The following is a 17769-nucleotide window of genomic DNA, read 5'->3' on the forward strand; positions in this document are numbered from 1 at the left end:
AGCAGAACTCTGTATATATACCCAGCTTTTTGGCGGATGGCGCTACGCTTATCCGCCTTACCTACTTTTACGCGGCGGTGCCAATGGACGTTTCTTACCTGCTCGACAGCCTTAATGATAAACAGCGTGAAGCGGTGGCCGCGCCACGCAGCAACATGCTGGTTCTGGCAGGCGCGGGGAGTGGTAAAACGCGCGTGCTGGTGCACCGTATCGCCTGGTTACTGACGGTTGAGAACAACTCGCCGTACTCCATTATGGCGGTGACCTTTACCAACAAAGCGGCGGCGGAAATGCGCCACCGTATCGGCCAGATCATGGGAACCAGCCAGGGCGGTATGTGGGTGGGGACATTCCACGGTCTGGCGCACCGTCTGCTGCGCGCGCACCATATGGATGCGAACCTGCCGCAGGATTTTCAGATCCTCGACAGTGAAGACCAACTGCGTTTGCTCAAGCGTCTGATCAAAGCGATGAATCTTGATGAGAAGCAGTGGCCACCGCGTCAGGCGATGTGGTTCATCAACAGCCAGAAAGACGAAGGGCTGCGTCCGCATCATCTGCAAAGCTACGGCAACCCGGTTGAGCAAACCTGGCAGAAAGTGTATCAGGCTTACCAGGAAGCGTGTGACCGCGCGGGGCTGGTGGATTTCGCCGAGCTGCTGCTGCGCGCCCACGAGCTGTGGCTCAACAAACCGCATATCCTGCAGCACTACCGCGAACGTTTTACCAATATCCTGGTGGACGAATTTCAGGATACCAACAACATTCAGTACGCGTGGATCCGCCTGCTGGCGGGCGATACCGGCAAGGTAATGATCGTCGGCGATGACGATCAGTCAATCTACGGCTGGCGCGGAGCGCAGGTGGAGAACATCCAGCGCTTCCTCACGGATTTCCCCGGCGCAGAAACTATTCGCCTGGAGCAGAACTACCGCTCGACTAACAATATCCTCAGCGCGGCCAACGCCCTGATTGAAAACAACAACGGGCGTCTGGGTAAAAAGCTGTGGACCGATGGCGTCGACGGCGAACCGATCTCGCTGTACTGCGCGTTCAACGAACTCGATGAAGCGCGCTTTGTGGTCAATCGTATCAAGACCTGGCAGGACAACGGTGGTGCGCTGGAGCAATGCGCTATTCTTTATCGCAGCAACGCCCAGTCGCGCGTACTGGAAGAGGCGTTGTTACAGGCCAGCATGCCGTATCGGATTTATGGCGGGATGCGCTTCTTCGAACGCCAGGAAATCAAAGATGCGCTTTCCTACCTGCGTCTGATCGCCAACCGCAATGACGACGCCGCATTTGAGCGCGTGGTGAATACGCCCACCCGCGGGATTGGCGATCGTACTTTGGACGTGGTGCGTCAGACCTCCCGTGACCGCCAGCTAACGTTGTGGCAGGCCTGTCGTGAGCTGTTGCAGGAAAAAGCCCTCGCGGGTCGCGCCGCCAGCGCCTTACAGCGCTTTATGGAGCTGATTGACGCACTGGCGCAGGAGACCGCCGATATGCCGCTGCACGTGCAGACTGACCGGGTGATTAAAGACTCCGGCCTGCGCATGATGTACGAGCAGGAAAAAGGCGAGAAAGGCCAGACGCGTATCGAAAACTTAGACGAACTGGTGACGGCAACGCGCCAGTTCAGCTACAACGAAGAAGACGAAGACTTAATGCCGCTGCAGGCATTCCTGTCTCACGCTGCGCTGGAAGCGGGCGAAGGGCAGGCGGATACCTGGCAGGACGCGGTACAACTGATGACGCTGCACTCGGCGAAAGGTCTGGAGTTCCCGCAGGTGTTTATCGTCGGGATGGAAGAAGGCATGTTCCCCAGCCAGATGTCGCTGGACGAAGGCGGTCGCCTCGAAGAAGAGCGCCGCCTGGCTTACGTAGGCGTGACCCGCGCAATGCAAAAGCTGACCCTGACCTACGCCGAAACGCGTCGTCTGTACGGCAAAGAGGTTTACCATCGTCCGTCGCGCTTTATCGGCGAACTGCCGGAAGCGTGCGTTGAAGAGGTTCGCCTGCGCGCCACTGTCAGCCGCCCGGTGAGCCATCAGCGGATGGGCACGCCAATGGCGGAAAATGATACCGGCTATAAGCTCGGCCAGCGCGTGCGCCACGCTAAATTTGGCGAGGGCACCATCGTCAACCTGGAAGGAAGCGGCGAACACAGTCGTTTGCAGGTCGCTTTCCAGGGGCAGGGGATCAAATGGCTGGTTGCCGCCTACGCCAGACTGGAAACGGTATGATCGCCTGATGTCGCTGCGCTTATCAGGCCTACGCGGAACGTAATATTTTGATTTGTAGGCCGGATAAGGCGAAGCCGCCATCCGGCTATCTGTCGGTTAATATTCTGAAATCATAGATAAATAATTCCCCTCTGCTAACCTTTCTGTATAAGGGGAAATTATTACTTTTTCGCCATCCGTTGCGTGTTGACGTCAAAATTTTGCTGGCGTAACATGCGCGCACGATTACGCTAAGAGGACATTCGCCTTGGACACACCCAGTAGATACTGGCTCATTATCCTGTCATCCAGGATCAACTCCTAAGGCTATCCCTTTTTGCTGATAGCCTTCGCGGTTGTCAGCGACCTTCTGTTTTTTCCCGTCGCGCTGAGTCAGGCTGTTTAATGGTCTGAAACCCAATTTGTTTCTGTGTGCCCTCCGAACTGTCCGATAATTTTTTGCATTGGGAGTCCCGGTCATGCTGAGCGCATTTCAACTGGAAAACAATCGTTTAACTCGCCTTGAGGCAGACGAGATCGAGCACCTGGCCAGTTCGGTTTGGGTCGATTTAGTCGAGCCGGATGACGAAGAACGAAACCGTGTGCAAAAGGACTTGGGCCAGAATCTGGCTACGCGCCCTGAACTGGAAGACATCGAAGCATCCGCACGTTTTTTTGAAGACGAAGACGGTCTGCACATCCACTCCTTCTTCTTTTACGAAGACGCCGACGATCACGCGGGTAACTCAACCGTCGCATTTACCATTCGCGAAGGCCGCCTGTTTACTCTGCGCGAGCGCGAACTGCCGGCCTTCCGCCTGTACCGCATGCGTGCGCGTAACCAGGCGATGGTGGATGGCAACGCCTACGAGCTGTTGCTCGACCTGTTCGAAACCAAAATTGAACAGCTGGCGGATGAGATCGAAAACATCTACAGCGACCTGGAAAAACTCAGCCGTGTGATCATGGAAGGGCGTCAGGGCGATGAGTATGACGAAGCGCTGTCGACGTTGGCGGAACTGGAAGATATCGGCTGGAAAGTACGTCTGTGTCTGATGGATACCCAGCGCGCGCTGAACTTCCTGGTACGTAAAGCGCGTTTGCCGGGCAGTCAGCTGGAGCAGGCGCGTGAGATCCTGCGCGATATCGAGTCACTGCTGCCGCATAATGAATCGCTGTTCCAGAAGGTTAACTTCCTGATGCAGGCGGCGATGGGTTTTATCAACATCGAGCAGAACCGCATCATCAAGATCTTCTCGGTGGTTTCTGTGGTATTCCTGCCGCCGACGCTGGTGGCTTCCAGCTACGGGATGAACTTTGAGTTTATGCCGGAATTGCACTGGAGCTTCGGTTACCCGGGCGCGATTGTCTTTATGATGCTCGCGGGACTGGCGCCGTATCTGTACTTTAAGCGCAAGAACTGGCTGTAATCACTGTACTTTATCCGGCCTACGGCGATGTGCTTTTGTAGGCCGGATAAGCGAAGCGCCATCCGGCACTCCCCTAGCTCCGACGAACCCGTCGTTGCGTATAAATCGCATCCATCACGAAAATCGCCAGTGCCACCCAGATAAACGCAAACGTGACCATTTTATCCGTTCCCGGAACTTCACCATAGAAGGTGACGGCCAGCAGGAACATCAGCGTAGGCCCGATATACTGGAAGAATCCCAGCGTGGACAGACGCAGGCGGGTTGCCGCGCCGGTAAAGCACAGCAGCGGAATGGTGGTCACGACACCCGCGGCAATCAGCAGCAGGTTGAGCGACATGGGGTTTTGCCCCATATGGCTGGTTGAGCTGTCCGCAATGCCAAACAGATAGATGGCGGCGACAGGTAAAAGCCACAGGGTTTCGATCAGCATGCCGGTTTGTGCTTCGACGGCAATCTTCTTGCGCACCAGCCCATAGAACGCAAAGCTGAACGCCAGTCCCAGCGCGATTATTGGCAGCGATCCGAAGGTCCACAGCTGTACCAGCACGCCGCAGGCGGCTAACAGTACCGCCAGCCACTGCATGCGACGAAAGCGCTCACCGAGGAATAGCATTCCCAGCACAATATTCACCAGTGGGTTAATAAAATAGCCGAGGCTGGCTTCCAGCATATGGTGATTATTGACCGCCCAAATGAACAGCAGCCAGTTTCCGCCGATGAGCACTGCAGAGAGCGCCAGCAGGAAGATCTTCTTTGGCGTTTGTAGCAGCGTTTTAACGCCTGACCACTGGCGGCTGATGCTCATCAGTACCACCATAAAGAAAAATGACCAGATGACGCGGTGCGTCAGGATCTCATCCGCCGGGACATAGTAAATCAGCTTGAAGTAGGCGGGAGCGATACCCCAAATAAAATAAGCAGCAAGAGCGAGTAGCACGCCCTGCCGCGTTTGTTTAGCATCCATCGGGAAAACTCATTGCAGAAATGTAACAGCAGTTTACCTTTTTTTAGGCACTTACCCCACCATATAAGTGGCGGTTGCGCTGGCAATATAAAGCTGTTCTTCGTTATGCAATTCCACGCGCGCAACAGCGACTTTATTACCCGCCCGCAGCAGGCTACTGGTGGCGGTAAAGCGATTCCCTCTTCCGGGGCGCAGATAATCAACACGCAAATCGATTGTACCCATGCGTGACATCCGCTGACGTAGTTCGTCCTCGCTGATCGTTTCATGGCGGGTCAGCGTACTCCCAACGCATACCAGCCCGGCGGCGACGTCCAGCGCCGAGGCGATCACGCCGCCATGCAGAATGCTTTGCGCCCAGTTGCCGACCATCATCGGTTGGTTATTAAAGGCTAATTGAGCAAATTCTTTCTCATAGCGTTCGAGCTCCAGTCCCAGCGCCCGGTTAAACGGCATATGATAGACAAACATTTCACCCACTAACTTCAGCGCTTCCTCAGCAGTAAGTACGGCAGACATACGATCCCTACATCTCTATGGTTAATGAAATGTTGATATTATGCTTATTATTTGTTGTTTTCTACTTTAGGACGGGATAACTAACGAGGAATTAGCTAAGTATGTAGAATACTTGCCAGATAATTATACAATTCATCAATATTTTGGTTCAGGAGAACATTACCGATGCGGGCGATTCTGGGATGGTTACTACCAGCAATTATGCTGCCGTTGACCGCGTATGCGCAGGAAGCGACAGTGAAAGAGATTCATGATGCACCGGCGGTTCGTGGCAGTATTATCGCTAATATGCTGCAGGAACATGACAACCCTTTCACGCTTTATCCTTATGACACCAACTATCTTATTTACACCAATACCAGCGACATGAACAAAGAGGCGATCAGCAGTTATAGCTGGTCCGAAAATGCGCGCAAAGATGAAGTTAAGTTTCAGTTAAGCCTGGCGTTTCCGCTCTGGCGCGGGATATTAGGCCCAAACTCGGTACTTGGCGGTTCCTATACCCAGAAGTCCTGGTGGCAGCTTTCGAACAGTGAAGAGTCTTCACCGTTTCGCGAAACCAACTACGAACCGCAATTGTTCCTCGGTTTCGCCACCGACTATCGCTTTGCCGGTTGGACGCTTCGTGATGTCGAAATGGGTTATAACCATGACTCCAACGGCCGATCCGATCCCACGTCACGTAGCTGGAACCGTCTTTATACCCGTCTGATGGCTGAAAATGGTAACTGGCTGGTGGAAGTTAAGCCGTGGTACGTGATTGGTAGCACCGACGATAACCCTGATATCACTAAATACATGGGCTACTATCAGCTGAAAATGGGGTATCACCTGGGTGACGCGGTTATCAGCGTGAAAGGCCAGTACAACTGGAATACCGGCTACGGCGGCGCAGAGCTGGGGGCCAGCTATCCCATCACGAAGCATGTGCGTCTATACACTCAGGTCTACAGTGGTTACGGCGAATCGCTGATTGACTACAACTTCAATCAGACGCGTGTTGGTGTGGGCGTGATGCTCAACGATATCTTCTGATAAGTATTGAGAGTATTTTAATCATTGCAGTTTCTCTCTCAGGCGCTGAAAATAGCGCCTGTTTTTATTTCAGGCTAATGGGGTTAATGTGGCGCAGGCGGAAGTGTTGAATCTGGAAATGGGCGCTAAACAGGTTTTGCAGGAAACCTTTGGCTACCAACAGTTTCGCCCCGGTCAGGAAGAAATCATTGATACCGTGCTCTCTGGTCGCGACTGCCTGGTCGTTATGCCGACCGGCGGCGGTAAATCCCTGTGCTATCAAATTCCCGCATTATTGCTAAACGGACTCACCGTTGTTGTTTCCCCGCTGATTTCCCTGATGAAAGATCAGGTCGATCAACTGCTAGCCAACGGCGTGGCGGCGGCGTGCCTGAATTCTACTCAAAGTCGTGAACAGCAGCTTGAGGTGATGGCGGGCTGTCGCAGCGGGCAGATTCGCTTACTGTACATTGCGCCCGAACGCCTGATGCTGGATAACTTCCTTGAGCATCTGGCGCACTGGAATCCGGTGCTGCTGGCGGTTGATGAAGCGCACTGTATTTCGCAGTGGGGGCATGATTTCCGCCCCGAGTACGCTGCGCTGGGCCAGCTGCGCCAGCGTTTCCCGACGCTGCCGTTTGTGGCGCTGACCGCGACCGCGGATGAGACAACCAGGCTGGACATTGTGCGTCTGCTGGGACTCAACGATCCGTTAATTCAGATCAGCAGCTTTGACCGCCCGAACATTCGCTACATGCTGATGGAGAAGTTTAAGCCGCTCGATCAGCTGATGCGCTACGTGCAAGAGCAGCGCGGTAAGTCTGGCATTATCTATTGTAACAGTCGCGCCAAAGTCGAAGACACCGCCGCGCGTCTGCAAAGCCGTGGCATCAGCGCCGGGGCTTATCATGCCGGGCTGGAAAATGCCGTACGCGCCGAGGTGCAGGAGAAATTCCAGCGTGATGACCTGCAAATCGTAGTGGCGACCGTGGCGTTCGGTATGGGGATCAACAAACCTAACGTACGCTTCGTGGTGCATTTCGATATTCCGCGTAACATCGAATCCTATTACCAGGAAACCGGCCGCGCCGGGCGTGATGGCCTGCCGGCGGAAGCGATGCTGTTTTACGATCCGGCTGATATGGCATGGCTACGCCGTTGCCTCGAAGAGAAACCCGCCGGGCAACTGCTGGATATCGAACGTCATAAGCTCAATGCGATGGGGGCGTTTGCCGAGGCGCAGACCTGTCGTCGTCTGGTGTTGCTGAACTATTTTGGCGAAGGGCGCCAGGAGCCGTGTGGCAACTGCGATATCTGTCTCGACCCGCCAAAACAGTACGACGGACTTATGGATGCGCGCAAAGCGCTGTCGACGATTTACCGTGTTAACCAACGCTTCGGCATGGGATACGTCGTGGAAGTGCTGCGCGGAGCGAATAACCAGCGTATTCGCGAACTGGCTCATGACAAACTGCCGGTCTATGGCATTGGTCGCGAGCAAAGCCACGAACACTGGGTGAGCGTTATTCGCCAGCTTATTCACCTGGGCCTGGTGACGCAGAATATTGCTCATCACTCCGCGTTACAGCTAACCGAAGCCGCGCGTCCGGTGTTGCGCGGTGACGTTGCGTTACAGCTTGCTGTACCACGTATTGTAGCGCTGAAACCGCGTGCGATGCAGAAATCCTTCGGTGGTAACTACGACCGCAAACTGTTCGCCAAATTGCGTAAGCTGCGTAAAGCCATTGCCGACGAAGAGAACATTCCGCCGTACGTGGTGTTCAACGACGCCACGCTGATTGAAATGGCGGAGCAGATGCCGGTTTCACCGAGTGAAATGCTAAGCGTCAACGGTGTGGGGATGCGTAAACTGGAGCGTTTCGGTAAAGAGTTTATGGCGCTTATTCGCACACACGTTGATGGTGACGACGAAGAGTAGTCAGCCGGGCAAAAAAGTGCCAGGATGGTGACTCACTGAACTATTCCCCCGCGAGTCATTTTTATGTTAACGCTATTTTTCACCGTTGCGTTGGTGCATATCGTTGCGCTGATGAGCCCCGGTCCCGATTTCTTTTTTGTTTCTCAAACTGCGGTTAGCCGTTCGCGCAAAGAAGCTATGATGGGCGTGCTGGGCATTACCTGCGGCGTCATGGTCTGGGCTGGCGTGGCACTGCTCGGCCTGCATCTGATTATCGAAAAAATGGCCTGGCTGCATACCATTATTATGGTCGGCGGGGGGCTGTATCTGTGCTGGATGGGTTATCAGATGCTGCGCGGCGCGTTTAAAAAACAGGATGTTGCAGCGCCCACTCCGCAGGTGGAGCTGGCGCAGAGCGGACGCAGCTTTTTGAAAGGTCTGCTGACCAACCTGGCGAACCCTAAAGCCATTATCTATTTTGGCTCCGTCTTCTCATTGTTCGTTGGCGACAACGTGGGAACGGGCGCGCGTTGGGGGATCTTTGCTCTGATTATCGTGGAAACGCTGGCGTGGTTTACCGTGGTCGCCAGCCTGTTTGCGCTCCCGAAAATGCGTCGTGGCTATCAGCGTCTGGCGAAGTGGATTGATGGTTTTGCCGGCGCGCTGTTCGCAGGCTTCGGTATCCATCTGATTATTTCGCGCTAAGTTTGTTGCCCGCCTGGGAGTCCCAGGCGGTATGCGGCTTATTGCGCAAGCTTCTGTAGCTCATCCTTCGAAAGGCCGGTCATTTCCATAATCGCGTCGGTATCAAGACCTCGCTCGAGCATCGCTTTTGCTACATCAGTAAGGGCAATGCGCCTCCCTTCTTCACGGCCTATCTGCTTTAGTTGATCCGCCATTGTCATCAGTTTTTCTCCATGCTGCGGCACCCGCTGTGCCAGCTTATACAATAATGTCTGAACATCTTGTGTATTCCCTGCTTGCACCATGTAGTTTACCAGCACGGTTATTTGTTGTCCGCTCATCTTCTCCAGCATAAACAGGCGGGTAAGTTTATCCAGCAACTGCGCCATGTCGCGCTGGCGAATGTGTTTTTGTACTAATGTCAGCGCTGCCATACTGCGATGCTGCATGATCTCATCATCTGGAATAACCGTCACATCCACCAACGGAAATGGTGTGCTGTAAAGTTGAAGGGCGGTTCCAGAATCCTCAAAGTGATCCAGCCAGTTCATTGAGCCTTGCCATGGGCTTTGCTTGCCATGGTAAAAGAGCACTGGAATAACCAGCGGCAGAGTGTCGTTTCCAGCCTCAAGATGACGCTGCATCGCTGCGATAGCGTAGCGCATCAGGCGAAATGACATGTGCTTATCCGGTGAGCTTTGATGCTCAATGAGCACATGTACATAGCCATGTCCGCTGGTGGTTTCCAGTGAGTAGAGAATATCGCTGAAATAGGGGCGCAGATCGTCCTCCACAAAACTGCCTGATTCCAGACGAAGCGTTTCCAGTTTGCATATTTTGATTAACGAGGGAGGAAGATGAAGTTCGATAAAGTCCCGCGCGGTTTCCACGCGGGAGAGGAAGGTTTTAAATATTGCGTCATGTGGTGTTGTTACTTCCGCCATCGTTAATCATCCGTGTGTGGTGAATATGGCAGCATTCTGGCATTAGCAATCAACGTCTAACAGTACAGGATAAAAGGCTTTTCTCCCTTTGCGGCGAAGTACGAAAAGCCATGTTCAGAGGCTCTTACAGATAGCATTTCATTGCGAGCGACGTTCCATTTGCTAGGCATGCCTTGCCGATGCCAGCAGGGCGCCTATCAGCATAAATAGCGAGCCAAACACTTTGTTGAGCGCCTTCATTTGCTTTGGCCCTTTAATCCAGCCAGCAATGCGCGTGGCCAACGTCGCGTAACCGATCATCACAATGATATCGACCACGATGGTCGTGACGCCAAGCACCACGTACTGCATCAACTGCGGTTCTTGCGGCAGGATAAACTGCGGGAACAGAGCGGCAAGGAAAACTATGCTCTTAGGATTGGTCAGATTAACAAAGACCGCGCGTTTGAACAGCCGGCTGCGCGATTGCGTATTTGCCATAGTGTTCAGATCGATAGCACCCGCCGCGCGCCATTGCTGAATACCCAGCCAAATCAGATAGGCCGCTCCCGCCCACTTCAGCACCTCAAATGCGATCACCGAACGTGAAAATAGCGTTCCCAGTCCTACGCCAACCAGAACGATATGAATACCCAACCCGGTCTGCAAACCTGCAATCGACGCGCTGGCACCGCGATATCCGTGGCTGATGGCGGTGGTCATGGTATTGATTGCGCCAGAGCCTGGGGACAAGCTCAAAATAATAGAGGTCAGCAGGTAGGCGAACCACCATTCAAAGGTCATGAGAAACTCCCGGATTGTCTATTTTTATGCCACAATACGCTACTGCCGTTAGGTTGTGTCAGTGACGGCGAAAAAAACGATTTTACTTGGTCAGCGAGGCTGGATACCCGATGTTTCAGCAGCAAAAAGACTGGGAAACAAGAGAAAACGCGTTTGCTGCTTTTTCCATGGGGCCACTGACAGATTTCTGGCGTCAGCGGGAAGAAGCGGAATTTACGGGCGTGGATGATATTCCCGTACATTTTGTTCGTTTTCATGCAGAAAAAAACGATCGCGTCATCGTCGTCTGTCCTGGACGCATTGAAAGTTACGTGAAATACGCTGAACTGGCGTATGACCTGTTTCATTCTGGTTTTGACGTTCTCATTATCGATCACCGTGGCCAGGGGCGTTCCGGGCGTATGCTTTCGGATCCGCATCGCGGTCATGTCGATAACTTTAATGATTATGTCGACGATCTAACCGCCTTCTGGCAGCAGGAAGTGCTACCCGGCCCGTGGAGAAAACGCTATATCCTGGCGCATTCAATGGGCGGGGCGATTGCCACGTTATTCCTGCAGCGCCACCCGAATCAGTGTGATGCCATCGCGCTTTGCGCACCGATGTTTGGTATTGTGATGCGCTTTCCCGACTGGATGGTGCGCCATATACTGGACTGGGCCGAAGGGCATCCGCGGATCCGCGAAGGCTATGCGATGGGAACCGGGCGCTGGCGGGCGCTGCCGTTCGGTATGAATGCGTTAACCCATAGTCGACAGCGCTATCGGCGCAATCTACGCTTTTATGCTGATGAGCCGCGGTTGCGCGTTGGCGGTCCCACCTATCACTGGGTACGTGAAGGGATTCTGGCTGGCGAACAGGTTTTGGCTGGCGCCGGAGATGATGCGACGCCGACGCTGCTGATTCAGGCTGAGGAAGAGCGTGTGGTAGATAACCGCATGCACGATCGTTTTTGTGAACTCCGCGCTGCAGCGGGCCATCCTGTAGAAGGGGGGCAGCCGCTTGTCATCAAAGGCGCGTACCATGAGATCCTTTTTGAAAAGGACGCCATGCGCTCAGTCGCGCTTAACGCTATTGTCGAATTTTTCGACAAGCATAACTCATCCAGCGGAACCCGCTTTGCCTAGAGGTTGAATTTTCTTATGTATCAGGTTGTTGCGTCTGATTTAGACGGTACGCTGCTTTCTCCCGACCATACTCTGTCCCCTTATGCCAAAGAGACGCTGAAGTTATTGACCGCTCGCGACGTTAACTTCGTGTTTGCGACTGGCCGTCATCATGTTGATGTGGGGCAAATTCGCGATAACCTCGGCATTAAAACCTACATGATCACGTCCAATGGCGCGCGCGTGCATGATTCTGACGGGAATCTGGTGTTTTCCCATAACCTGGATCGCGATATTGCCAGCGACCTGTTTGGCGTAGTGAATGCAAACCCGGACATCGTGACCAATGTATATCGTGATGATGAGTGGTTTATGAATCGCCATCGTCCGGACGAAATGCGTTTCTTCAAAGAAGCGGTGTTTAACTATTCACTGTTTGAACCTGCATTACTGGAGCCTGAGGGCGTCAGCAAAGTGTTCTTCACCACCGACTCTCACGAAAGGCTACTGCCGCTGGAGCAGGCGATCAACGCCCGCTGGGGCGATCGCGTCAACGTCAGCTTCTCTACGCTTACCTGTCTGGAAGTCATGGCTGGCGGCGTATCGAAAGGTCATGCGCTGGAAGCGGTAGCAAAAGCGATGGGCTACAGCCTGAAAGACTGCATCGCCTTTGGCGATGGGATGAACGATGCGGAAATGCTCTCCATGGCAGGTAAAGGCTGCATCATGGGCAACGCCCACCAGCGCCTGAAGGATCTGCACCCGGAACTGGAAGTCATTGGTCTTAATGCCGACGATGCCGTGCCACACTATCTGCGTGAACTGTTTTTGCAGCAACCTTCTGTTCGTTAGCTGACCAGTTGTCAACTAAAAACTCCGCTACAATGGGTGTACCTTTTGTTAAGAGACATCCATTGTGGCGTTACTCATCATTACCACAATTCTGTGGGCCTTTTCCTTTAGCCTGTTTGGCGAGTACCTTGCCGGTCATGTCGATAGCTATTTTGCGGTGCTGGTGCGCGTTGGGCTGGCGGCGTTGGTGTTCCTGCCGTTTCTACGTACTCGTGGGCACAGCGTAAAAACGATCGGGCTGTATATGCTGGTGGGTGCCATGCAGCTTGGCATTATGTACATGCTGAGTTTTCACGCCTATCTGTACCTGACGGTTTCAGAACTGCTGCTCTTTACCGTGCTGACGCCGCTCTACATTACGCTGATTTATGATCTGATGAGCGGACGTCGTCTGCGCTGGAGTTACGCCTTTAGTGCGTTACTGGCGGTGATTGGCGCGGGGATCATTCGTTACGATCAGGTGACCAGCCACTTCTGGACCGGTCTGCTGTTGGTGCAGTTGTCCAATATCAGCTTTGCCATTGGTATGGTGGGCTATAAACGTCTGATGGAGACGCGGCCAATGCCGCAGCACAACGCCTTTGCCTGGTTTTATATGGGCGCCTTTATGGTGGCTGTCGTGGCCTGGTTCATGCTGGGCAATGCGCAGAAAATGCCTGCAACCACGCTACAGTGGGGAATTCTGGTCTTTCTTGGCGTGGCGGCGTCCGGCATTGGTTACTTTATGTGGAACTACGGCGCGACCCAGGTGGATGCGGGCACGCTGGGCATAATGAACAATATGCATGTCCCTGCCGGACTGCTGGTTAACCTGGCTATCTGGCATCAACAACCTCACTGGCCAAGCTTCATCATTGGTGCGGCTGTGATAGTGGCTTCACTGTGGGTACATCGAAAGTGGGTCGTTCCGCACTCCGTACAAACGGCAGGTGATCGCAGGCGTGATTCCGCGCTGAGCGAATAAACGCTTCTGTGACCGGCTGTCGCTGCTCGCCATCACGCACGGCGGCGTACAGTCGGCTCCACAACCCATCACCCAGGGTTTTGGTCACTACCAGGCCCTGGCGTTCAAAACTCTCCACCACCCAGTGCGGTAATGCCGCGATACCCATTCTGGCTGCAACCATCTGAATCAGCAGCAAGGTGTTATCCACGCTTTTCAGCGACGGACTAACGCCTGCAGGCTGCAGAAAATGCCGCCATACATCCAGTCGACTCCGCTGTACCGGGTAAATCAGCAGTGTCTCGCTGGCCAAATCTTCCGGTGTGATTTGTGTTTTGCTGGCCAACGGATGGTCAGGCGCCAGTACCAGGCGGACTTCAAAATCAAACATCGGTGAGTAGTGCAATCCGCTGCGCGGCAGGATGTCGGAGGTTAACACCAGATCCAGCTCATCCTGCTGTAGCGCTGGTTGCGGATCGAACGTCACGCCGGATTTAAAGTCCATCTCCACCTGCGGCCAGTTGGCACGAAAATTCTCCAGCGCGGGCGTCAGCCATTGAATACAACTGTGACATTCAATCGCAATTCGCAACCGGGTTTGCTGCGGTTCGTTGCAGGCCTGCAGCGCACGACCAATTTGCGGCAACACCTGATTGGCTAACTGCAGCAGGATTTCTCCCTGCGGCGTAAAGCGCAGAGGCTGGCTTTTACGGATAAAAAGTCGAAAGCCAAGGCGCTGCTCCAGATCGCTGAACTGGTGAGAAAGGGCGGATTGGGTCTGATGCAACGTCGCCGCTGCGGCTGCCAGAGAACCACTATTCCGCAACGCCTGGAGCGTTTTCAGGTGTTTAATCTCGATCATGAAAGTCCTTCACTTCGGCATGAACAAATTGCGCTTGAGGAATATACAGTAACCGCCAATTATGGATGTGTAAACATCTGGACGGCTAAAATCCTTCGTCTTTTAAATTTATGGTGCGTTGGCTTCGTTTCCCCACCCCGGTCACTTACTTCAGTAAGCTCCTGGGGATGAGTAAACTTGCCGCCTTCCCTAAATTCAAAATCCATAGGATTTACATATAATTAGAGGAAGAAAAATGACAATATTGAATCACACCCTCGGTTTCCCTCGCGTTGGCCTGCGTCGCGAGTTGAAGAAAGCGCAAGAAAGCTACTGGGCGGGAAATTCTTCCCGTGAAGATTTGCTGACCGTTGGCCGAGAGCTGCGTGCCCGCCACTGGGATCAGCAGAAGCAGGCGGGTGTTGACCTGCTGCCGGTGGGTGATTTTGCCTGGTACGATCACGTGCTGACCACCAGCCTGCTGCTCGGCAACGTTCCGGCTCGCCATCAAAATAAAGACGGCTCGGTCGATATCGATACCTTATTCCGCATTGGCCGTGGCCGCGCACCAACGGGTGAACCCGCAGCGGCGGCAGAAATGACCAAATGGTTTAACACCAACTATCACTATATGGTGCCAGAGTTCACTAAAGGTCAGCAGTTCAAACTGACCTGGACCCAACTGCTGGATGAAGTGGACGAAGCGCTGGCGCTCGGCCACAAGGTGAAGCCTGTGCTGCTGGGGCCGGTAACCTACCTGTGGTTGGGTAAAGTGAAAGGCGAACAGTTTGATCGCCTGAGCCTGTTGAACGACATTCTGCCGGTTTACCAGCAGGTACTGGCCGAGTTGGCGAAACGCGGTATTGAGTGGGTGCAGATTGACGAACCCGCGCTGGTACTGGAATTGCCGCAAGCGTGGCTGGACGCCTTCAAACCTGCTTATGACGTGCTGACGGGTCAGGTGAAGCTGCTACTGACCACCTACTTCGAAGGCGTAACGCCAAACCTGGATACCATTACCGCCCTGCCGGTGCAGGGACTGCACGTTGACTTCGTGCACGGCAAAGATGATGCAGCCGAGCTGCACACGCGTCTGCCAGCCGACTGGCTGCTGTCAGCGGGGCTGGTGAACGGCCGCAACGTCTGGCGTGCCGATCTCAGCGAAAAATACTCACAAATCAAAGATATCGTCGGGAAACGTAACCTGTGGGTGGCTTCTTCCTGCTCCCTGCTGCACAGCCCAATCGATCTCAGTGTTGAAACCCGCCTTGATGCAGAAGTGAAGAGCTGGTTTGCCTTCGCCCTGCAAAAATGCGGCGAGCTGGCGCTGCTGCGCGATGCATTGAATAGCGGTGATACGGCAGCAATTGTCGAGTGGAGCGCACCTATTCAGGCTCGTCGTCACTCTACCCGCGTACACAACGCCGCAGTGGAAAAACGTCTGGCGGCAATCACCGCCCAGGACAGCCAGCGCGCTAACGCTTACCCGGTTCGTGCCGAGGCGCAACGTGCCCGCTTTAATCTGCCGGCATGGCCGACTACGACTATCGGTTCATTCCCGCAAACCACAGAAATTCGCGGCCTGCGCCTGGATTTCAAAAAGGGCAACCTGGATGCCGGTAACTATCGCACCGGAATTGCGGAACATATTAAACAGGCGATTGTTGAACAGGAACGTCTGGGTCTCGACGTGCTGGTACACGGTGAAGCCGAGCGTAATGACATGGTTGAATACTTTGGCGAGCATCTGGACGGTTTCGTCTTTACCCAGAACGGTTGGGTGCAGAGCTACGGCTCTCGCTGCGTGAAGCCGCCGGTGGTGATTGGCGACGTCAGCCGCCCGGAAGCGATCACCGTGGAGTGGGCGAAATATGCCCAGTCGCTGACCGACAAACCGGTAAAAGGCATGCTGACCGGTCCGGTGACCATTCTCTGCTGGTCATTCCCGCGTGAAGACGTGACGCGTGAAACCATCGCGAAGCAGATCGCGCTGGCGCTGCGTGATGAAGTGGCGGATCTGGAAGCGGCGGGTATCGGCATCATCCAGATTGATGAACCGGCACTGCGCGAAGGTTTACCACTACGTCGCAGCGACTGGGCGGCGTATCTGGAGTGGGGCGTGGAAGCCTTCCGCATTAACGCGGCGGTAGCGAAGGATGAAACCCAGATCCACACCCACATGTGTTATTGCGAGTTCAACGACATCATGGACTCCATTGCGGCGCTGGATGCGGACGTGATCACCATCGAAACCTCGCGCTCTGATATGGAGTTGCTGGAATCGTTTGAAGAGTTCGACTATCCGAACGAAATCGGGCCGGGCGTATACGATATTCACTCGCCGAACGTTCCGAGCGTGGAGTGGATTGAAGCCCTGTTGAAGAAAGCCGAGCAGCGCATTCCAGCAGAACGTCTGTGGGTGAACCCGGACTGCGGCCTGAAAACCCGCGGCTGGCCGGAAACCCGTGCTGCGCTGGCGAACATGGTCAAAGCGGCGCAGAATCTGCGTCAGGCGTAATTCATTGCCCGGGAAGCGCTTGCGCTTACCCGGGTTACAGGAAATCGCAATAGTTGTAGGCCCGGTAAGGCGTCGCCACCACCGGGCAATTAACGTTTATTTCTTCCCACCGTATTGCACGAACCACTCCAGCATTCTCTGCCAACCGTCTTTCGCGGACTCTTCGTGATAGCTCGGGCGATAATCGGCGTTGAACGCATGTCCGGCATCGGGATAGACCACGATTTCCGCTTTAGCATTGGCGGCGCGTAGCGCCTGGCGCATTGTTTCAACGGTATCTTGCGGAATGCTGGTGTCCTGGCCGCCATAAAGCCCCAAAACGGGGGCGTTAAGATCGGTTGCGATATCAACGGGATGTTTTGGCGAGTTGAGGGTTTTGTCACCCACCAGTTTGCCATACCACGCCACGGCTGCTTTTAACTGCGGATTATGTGCGGCATACAGCCAGGTGATGCGTCCACCCCAGCAAAATCCGGTGATCATCAACTGGTGCGCATCTCCTCCGTTGCGGGAGGCCCAGCTGGCGACGTGGTCCAGATCGGCCAGTACCTGAGAGTCAGGCACTTTGGCGACAAGGCCACTAAGCAGCGTAGGGATATCGGCAAAGTCATTGGGATCGCCTTCGCGAAAATAGAGTTCTGGTGCGATAGCCAGATACCCTTCCAGAGCCAGACGACGGCAAACGTCACGAATGTGCTCATGAATACCAAAAATCTCCTGCACGACAATGACTACGGGCAGCAGGCCATCAGTCTGTTTTGGTCGTGCGTGATACGCTGGCATATCATCGCCTTGTGAAGGTATAGACGTTACACCGGCGATAATTGCATTATCCGGGGTGTGAACCGTGGTAGACGTCGGTGGAGATACAGCAGGTGCAAAGCCAGATTGTCGTGTTGTCATGGTATTCTCCGTACCCTTAAATATTCAGCAAAAAAGCGCATTGTTAACTATAGACACATGCAACGAACCACATTGCCTTAAACGGGCTATCTTTTGTGCAGGGCTTCCTTATATCGCATCAT

Annotated in this window: 16 protein-coding genes; 10 read left to right on the forward strand and 6 right to left on the reverse strand. The window is 54.1% G+C overall.

The genetic code is table 11. The features are described 5' to 3' along the window. The first annotated feature begins 83 nt into the window (after positions 1 to 83). From uvrD to corA, 3 genes are all read left to right on the forward strand, one after another. The gene (gene uvrD / locus OGX90_RS01460) at positions 84 to 2246 is read left to right on the forward strand and encodes a DNA helicase II (protein ID WP_003828957.1); all 2163 of its coding nucleotides are present in this window, start codon (positions 84 to 86) and stop codon (positions 2244 to 2246) included. 247 nt (positions 2247 to 2493) lie between these two features. Continuing rightward, complete coding sequence (gene ysgD, locus OGX90_RS01465) at positions 2494 to 2550, forward strand: YsgD/CorL family protein (protein ID WP_212723238.1); 57 nt, start codon at positions 2494 to 2496, stop codon at positions 2548 to 2550. 154 nt (positions 2551 to 2704) lie between these two features. After that, positions 2705 to 3655: a magnesium/cobalt transporter CorA gene (corA, locus tag OGX90_RS01470; protein ID WP_003017920.1), complete on the forward strand. Its 951-nt coding sequence runs from the start codon at positions 2705 to 2707 to the stop codon at positions 3653 to 3655. Positions 3656 to 3728: 73 nt separating this feature from the next. Here corA and rarD read toward each other — a convergent pair whose 3' ends face one another. After that, positions 3729 to 4622 carry an EamA family transporter RarD gene (gene rarD / locus OGX90_RS01475; RefSeq protein ID WP_003828953.1) on the reverse strand — a complete coding sequence of 298 codons (894 nt, stop codon included), beginning with the start codon at positions 4620 to 4622 and terminating at the stop codon, positions 3729 to 3731. Positions 4623 to 4673: 51 nt separating this feature from the next. Next, complete coding sequence (yigI, locus tag OGX90_RS01480; protein WP_003017917.1) at positions 4674 to 5141, reverse strand: acyl-CoA thioesterase YigI; 468 nt, start codon at positions 5139 to 5141, stop codon at positions 4674 to 4676. Between the two features lie 165 nt (positions 5142 to 5306). Here yigI and pldA point away from each other — a divergent pair, with 165 nt between their 5' ends. From pldA to rhtC, 3 genes are all read left to right on the forward strand, one after another. Continuing rightward, positions 5307 to 6176: a phospholipase A gene (gene pldA, locus OGX90_RS01485; protein ID WP_003828947.1), complete on the forward strand. Its 870-nt coding sequence runs from the start codon at positions 5307 to 5309 to the stop codon at positions 6174 to 6176. An 88-nt stretch (positions 6177 to 6264) separates the two neighbouring features. Further along, positions 6265 to 8094 carry an ATP-dependent DNA helicase RecQ gene (gene recQ / locus OGX90_RS01490; RefSeq protein ID WP_111466299.1) on the forward strand — a complete coding sequence of 610 codons (1830 nt, stop codon included), beginning with the start codon at positions 6265 to 6267 and terminating at the stop codon, positions 8092 to 8094. Positions 8095 to 8157: 63 nt separating this feature from the next. Beyond that, positions 8158 to 8778, forward strand: a complete 621-nt coding sequence (rhtC, locus tag OGX90_RS01495; RefSeq protein ID WP_003828942.1) for a threonine export protein RhtC — start codon at positions 8158 to 8160, stop codon at positions 8776 to 8778. A gap of 38 nt (positions 8779 to 8816) precedes the next feature. Here the strand turns inward: rhtC and OGX90_RS01500 are convergent, their stop codons facing one another. Both OGX90_RS01500 and rhtB read right to left on the reverse strand, forming a co-directional pair. After that, positions 8817 to 9701, reverse strand: a complete 885-nt coding sequence (locus OGX90_RS01500) for an Rpn family recombination-promoting nuclease/putative transposase (RefSeq protein ID WP_286623020.1) — start codon at positions 9699 to 9701, stop codon at positions 8817 to 8819. 162 nt (positions 9702 to 9863) lie between these two features. Further along, on the reverse strand, positions 9864 to 10484 hold the full coding sequence (rhtB, locus tag OGX90_RS01505; protein WP_003828938.1) for a homoserine/homoserine lactone efflux protein: 621 nt from the start codon (positions 10482 to 10484) through the stop codon (positions 9864 to 9866). Between the two features lie 110 nt (positions 10485 to 10594). Between rhtB and pldB the strand changes: the two genes are divergently transcribed. The 3 genes from pldB to OGX90_RS01520 all read left to right on the forward strand — a co-directional run bounded on the left by pldB (position 10595) and on the right by OGX90_RS01520 (position 13406). Continuing rightward, positions 10595 to 11611: a lysophospholipase L2 gene (gene pldB / locus OGX90_RS01510; protein WP_003017911.1), complete on the forward strand. Its 1017-nt coding sequence runs from the start codon at positions 10595 to 10597 to the stop codon at positions 11609 to 11611. A gap of 15 nt (positions 11612 to 11626) precedes the next feature. Beyond that, positions 11627 to 12442 (forward strand): sugar/pyridoxal phosphate phosphatase YigL, encoded by an 816-nt coding sequence (yigL, locus tag OGX90_RS01515; RefSeq protein ID WP_286623021.1) that lies wholly within the window; start codon positions 11627 to 11629, stop codon positions 12440 to 12442. 64 nt (positions 12443 to 12506) lie between these two features. Further along, complete coding sequence (locus tag OGX90_RS01520; RefSeq protein WP_003828930.1) at positions 12507 to 13406, forward strand: carboxylate/amino acid/amine transporter; 900 nt, start codon at positions 12507 to 12509, stop codon at positions 13404 to 13406. On the opposite strand, the gene metR is transcribed toward OGX90_RS01520, so the two are convergent. Continuing rightward, positions 13294 to 14247 carry an HTH-type transcriptional regulator MetR gene (gene metR, locus OGX90_RS01525; RefSeq protein WP_003017908.1) on the reverse strand — a complete coding sequence of 318 codons (954 nt, stop codon included), beginning with the start codon at positions 14245 to 14247 and terminating at the stop codon, positions 13294 to 13296. The genes OGX90_RS01520 and metR overlap by 113 nt on opposite strands. 235 nt (positions 14248 to 14482) lie before the next feature. On the opposite strand from metR, the gene metE reads away from it, so the two are divergent. Further along, positions 14483 to 16744: a 5-methyltetrahydropteroyltriglutamate--homocysteine S-methyltransferase gene (gene metE / locus OGX90_RS01530; protein WP_060683024.1), complete on the forward strand. Its 2262-nt coding sequence runs from the start codon at positions 14483 to 14485 to the stop codon at positions 16742 to 16744. Between the two features lie 96 nt (positions 16745 to 16840). On the opposite strand, the gene OGX90_RS01535 is transcribed toward metE, so the two are convergent. Continuing rightward, the gene (locus OGX90_RS01535) at positions 16841 to 17647 is read right to left on the reverse strand and encodes a dienelactone hydrolase family protein (protein WP_003828924.1); all 807 of its coding nucleotides are present in this window, start codon (positions 17645 to 17647) and stop codon (positions 16841 to 16843) included. Positions 17648 to 17769: the final 122 nt, after the last annotated feature.

Source organism: Citrobacter sp. Cpo012, assembly GCF_030333015.1.
In the GTDB taxonomy this organism is placed as follows: domain Bacteria; phylum Pseudomonadota; class Gammaproteobacteria; order Enterobacterales; family Enterobacteriaceae; genus Citrobacter; species Citrobacter portucalensis.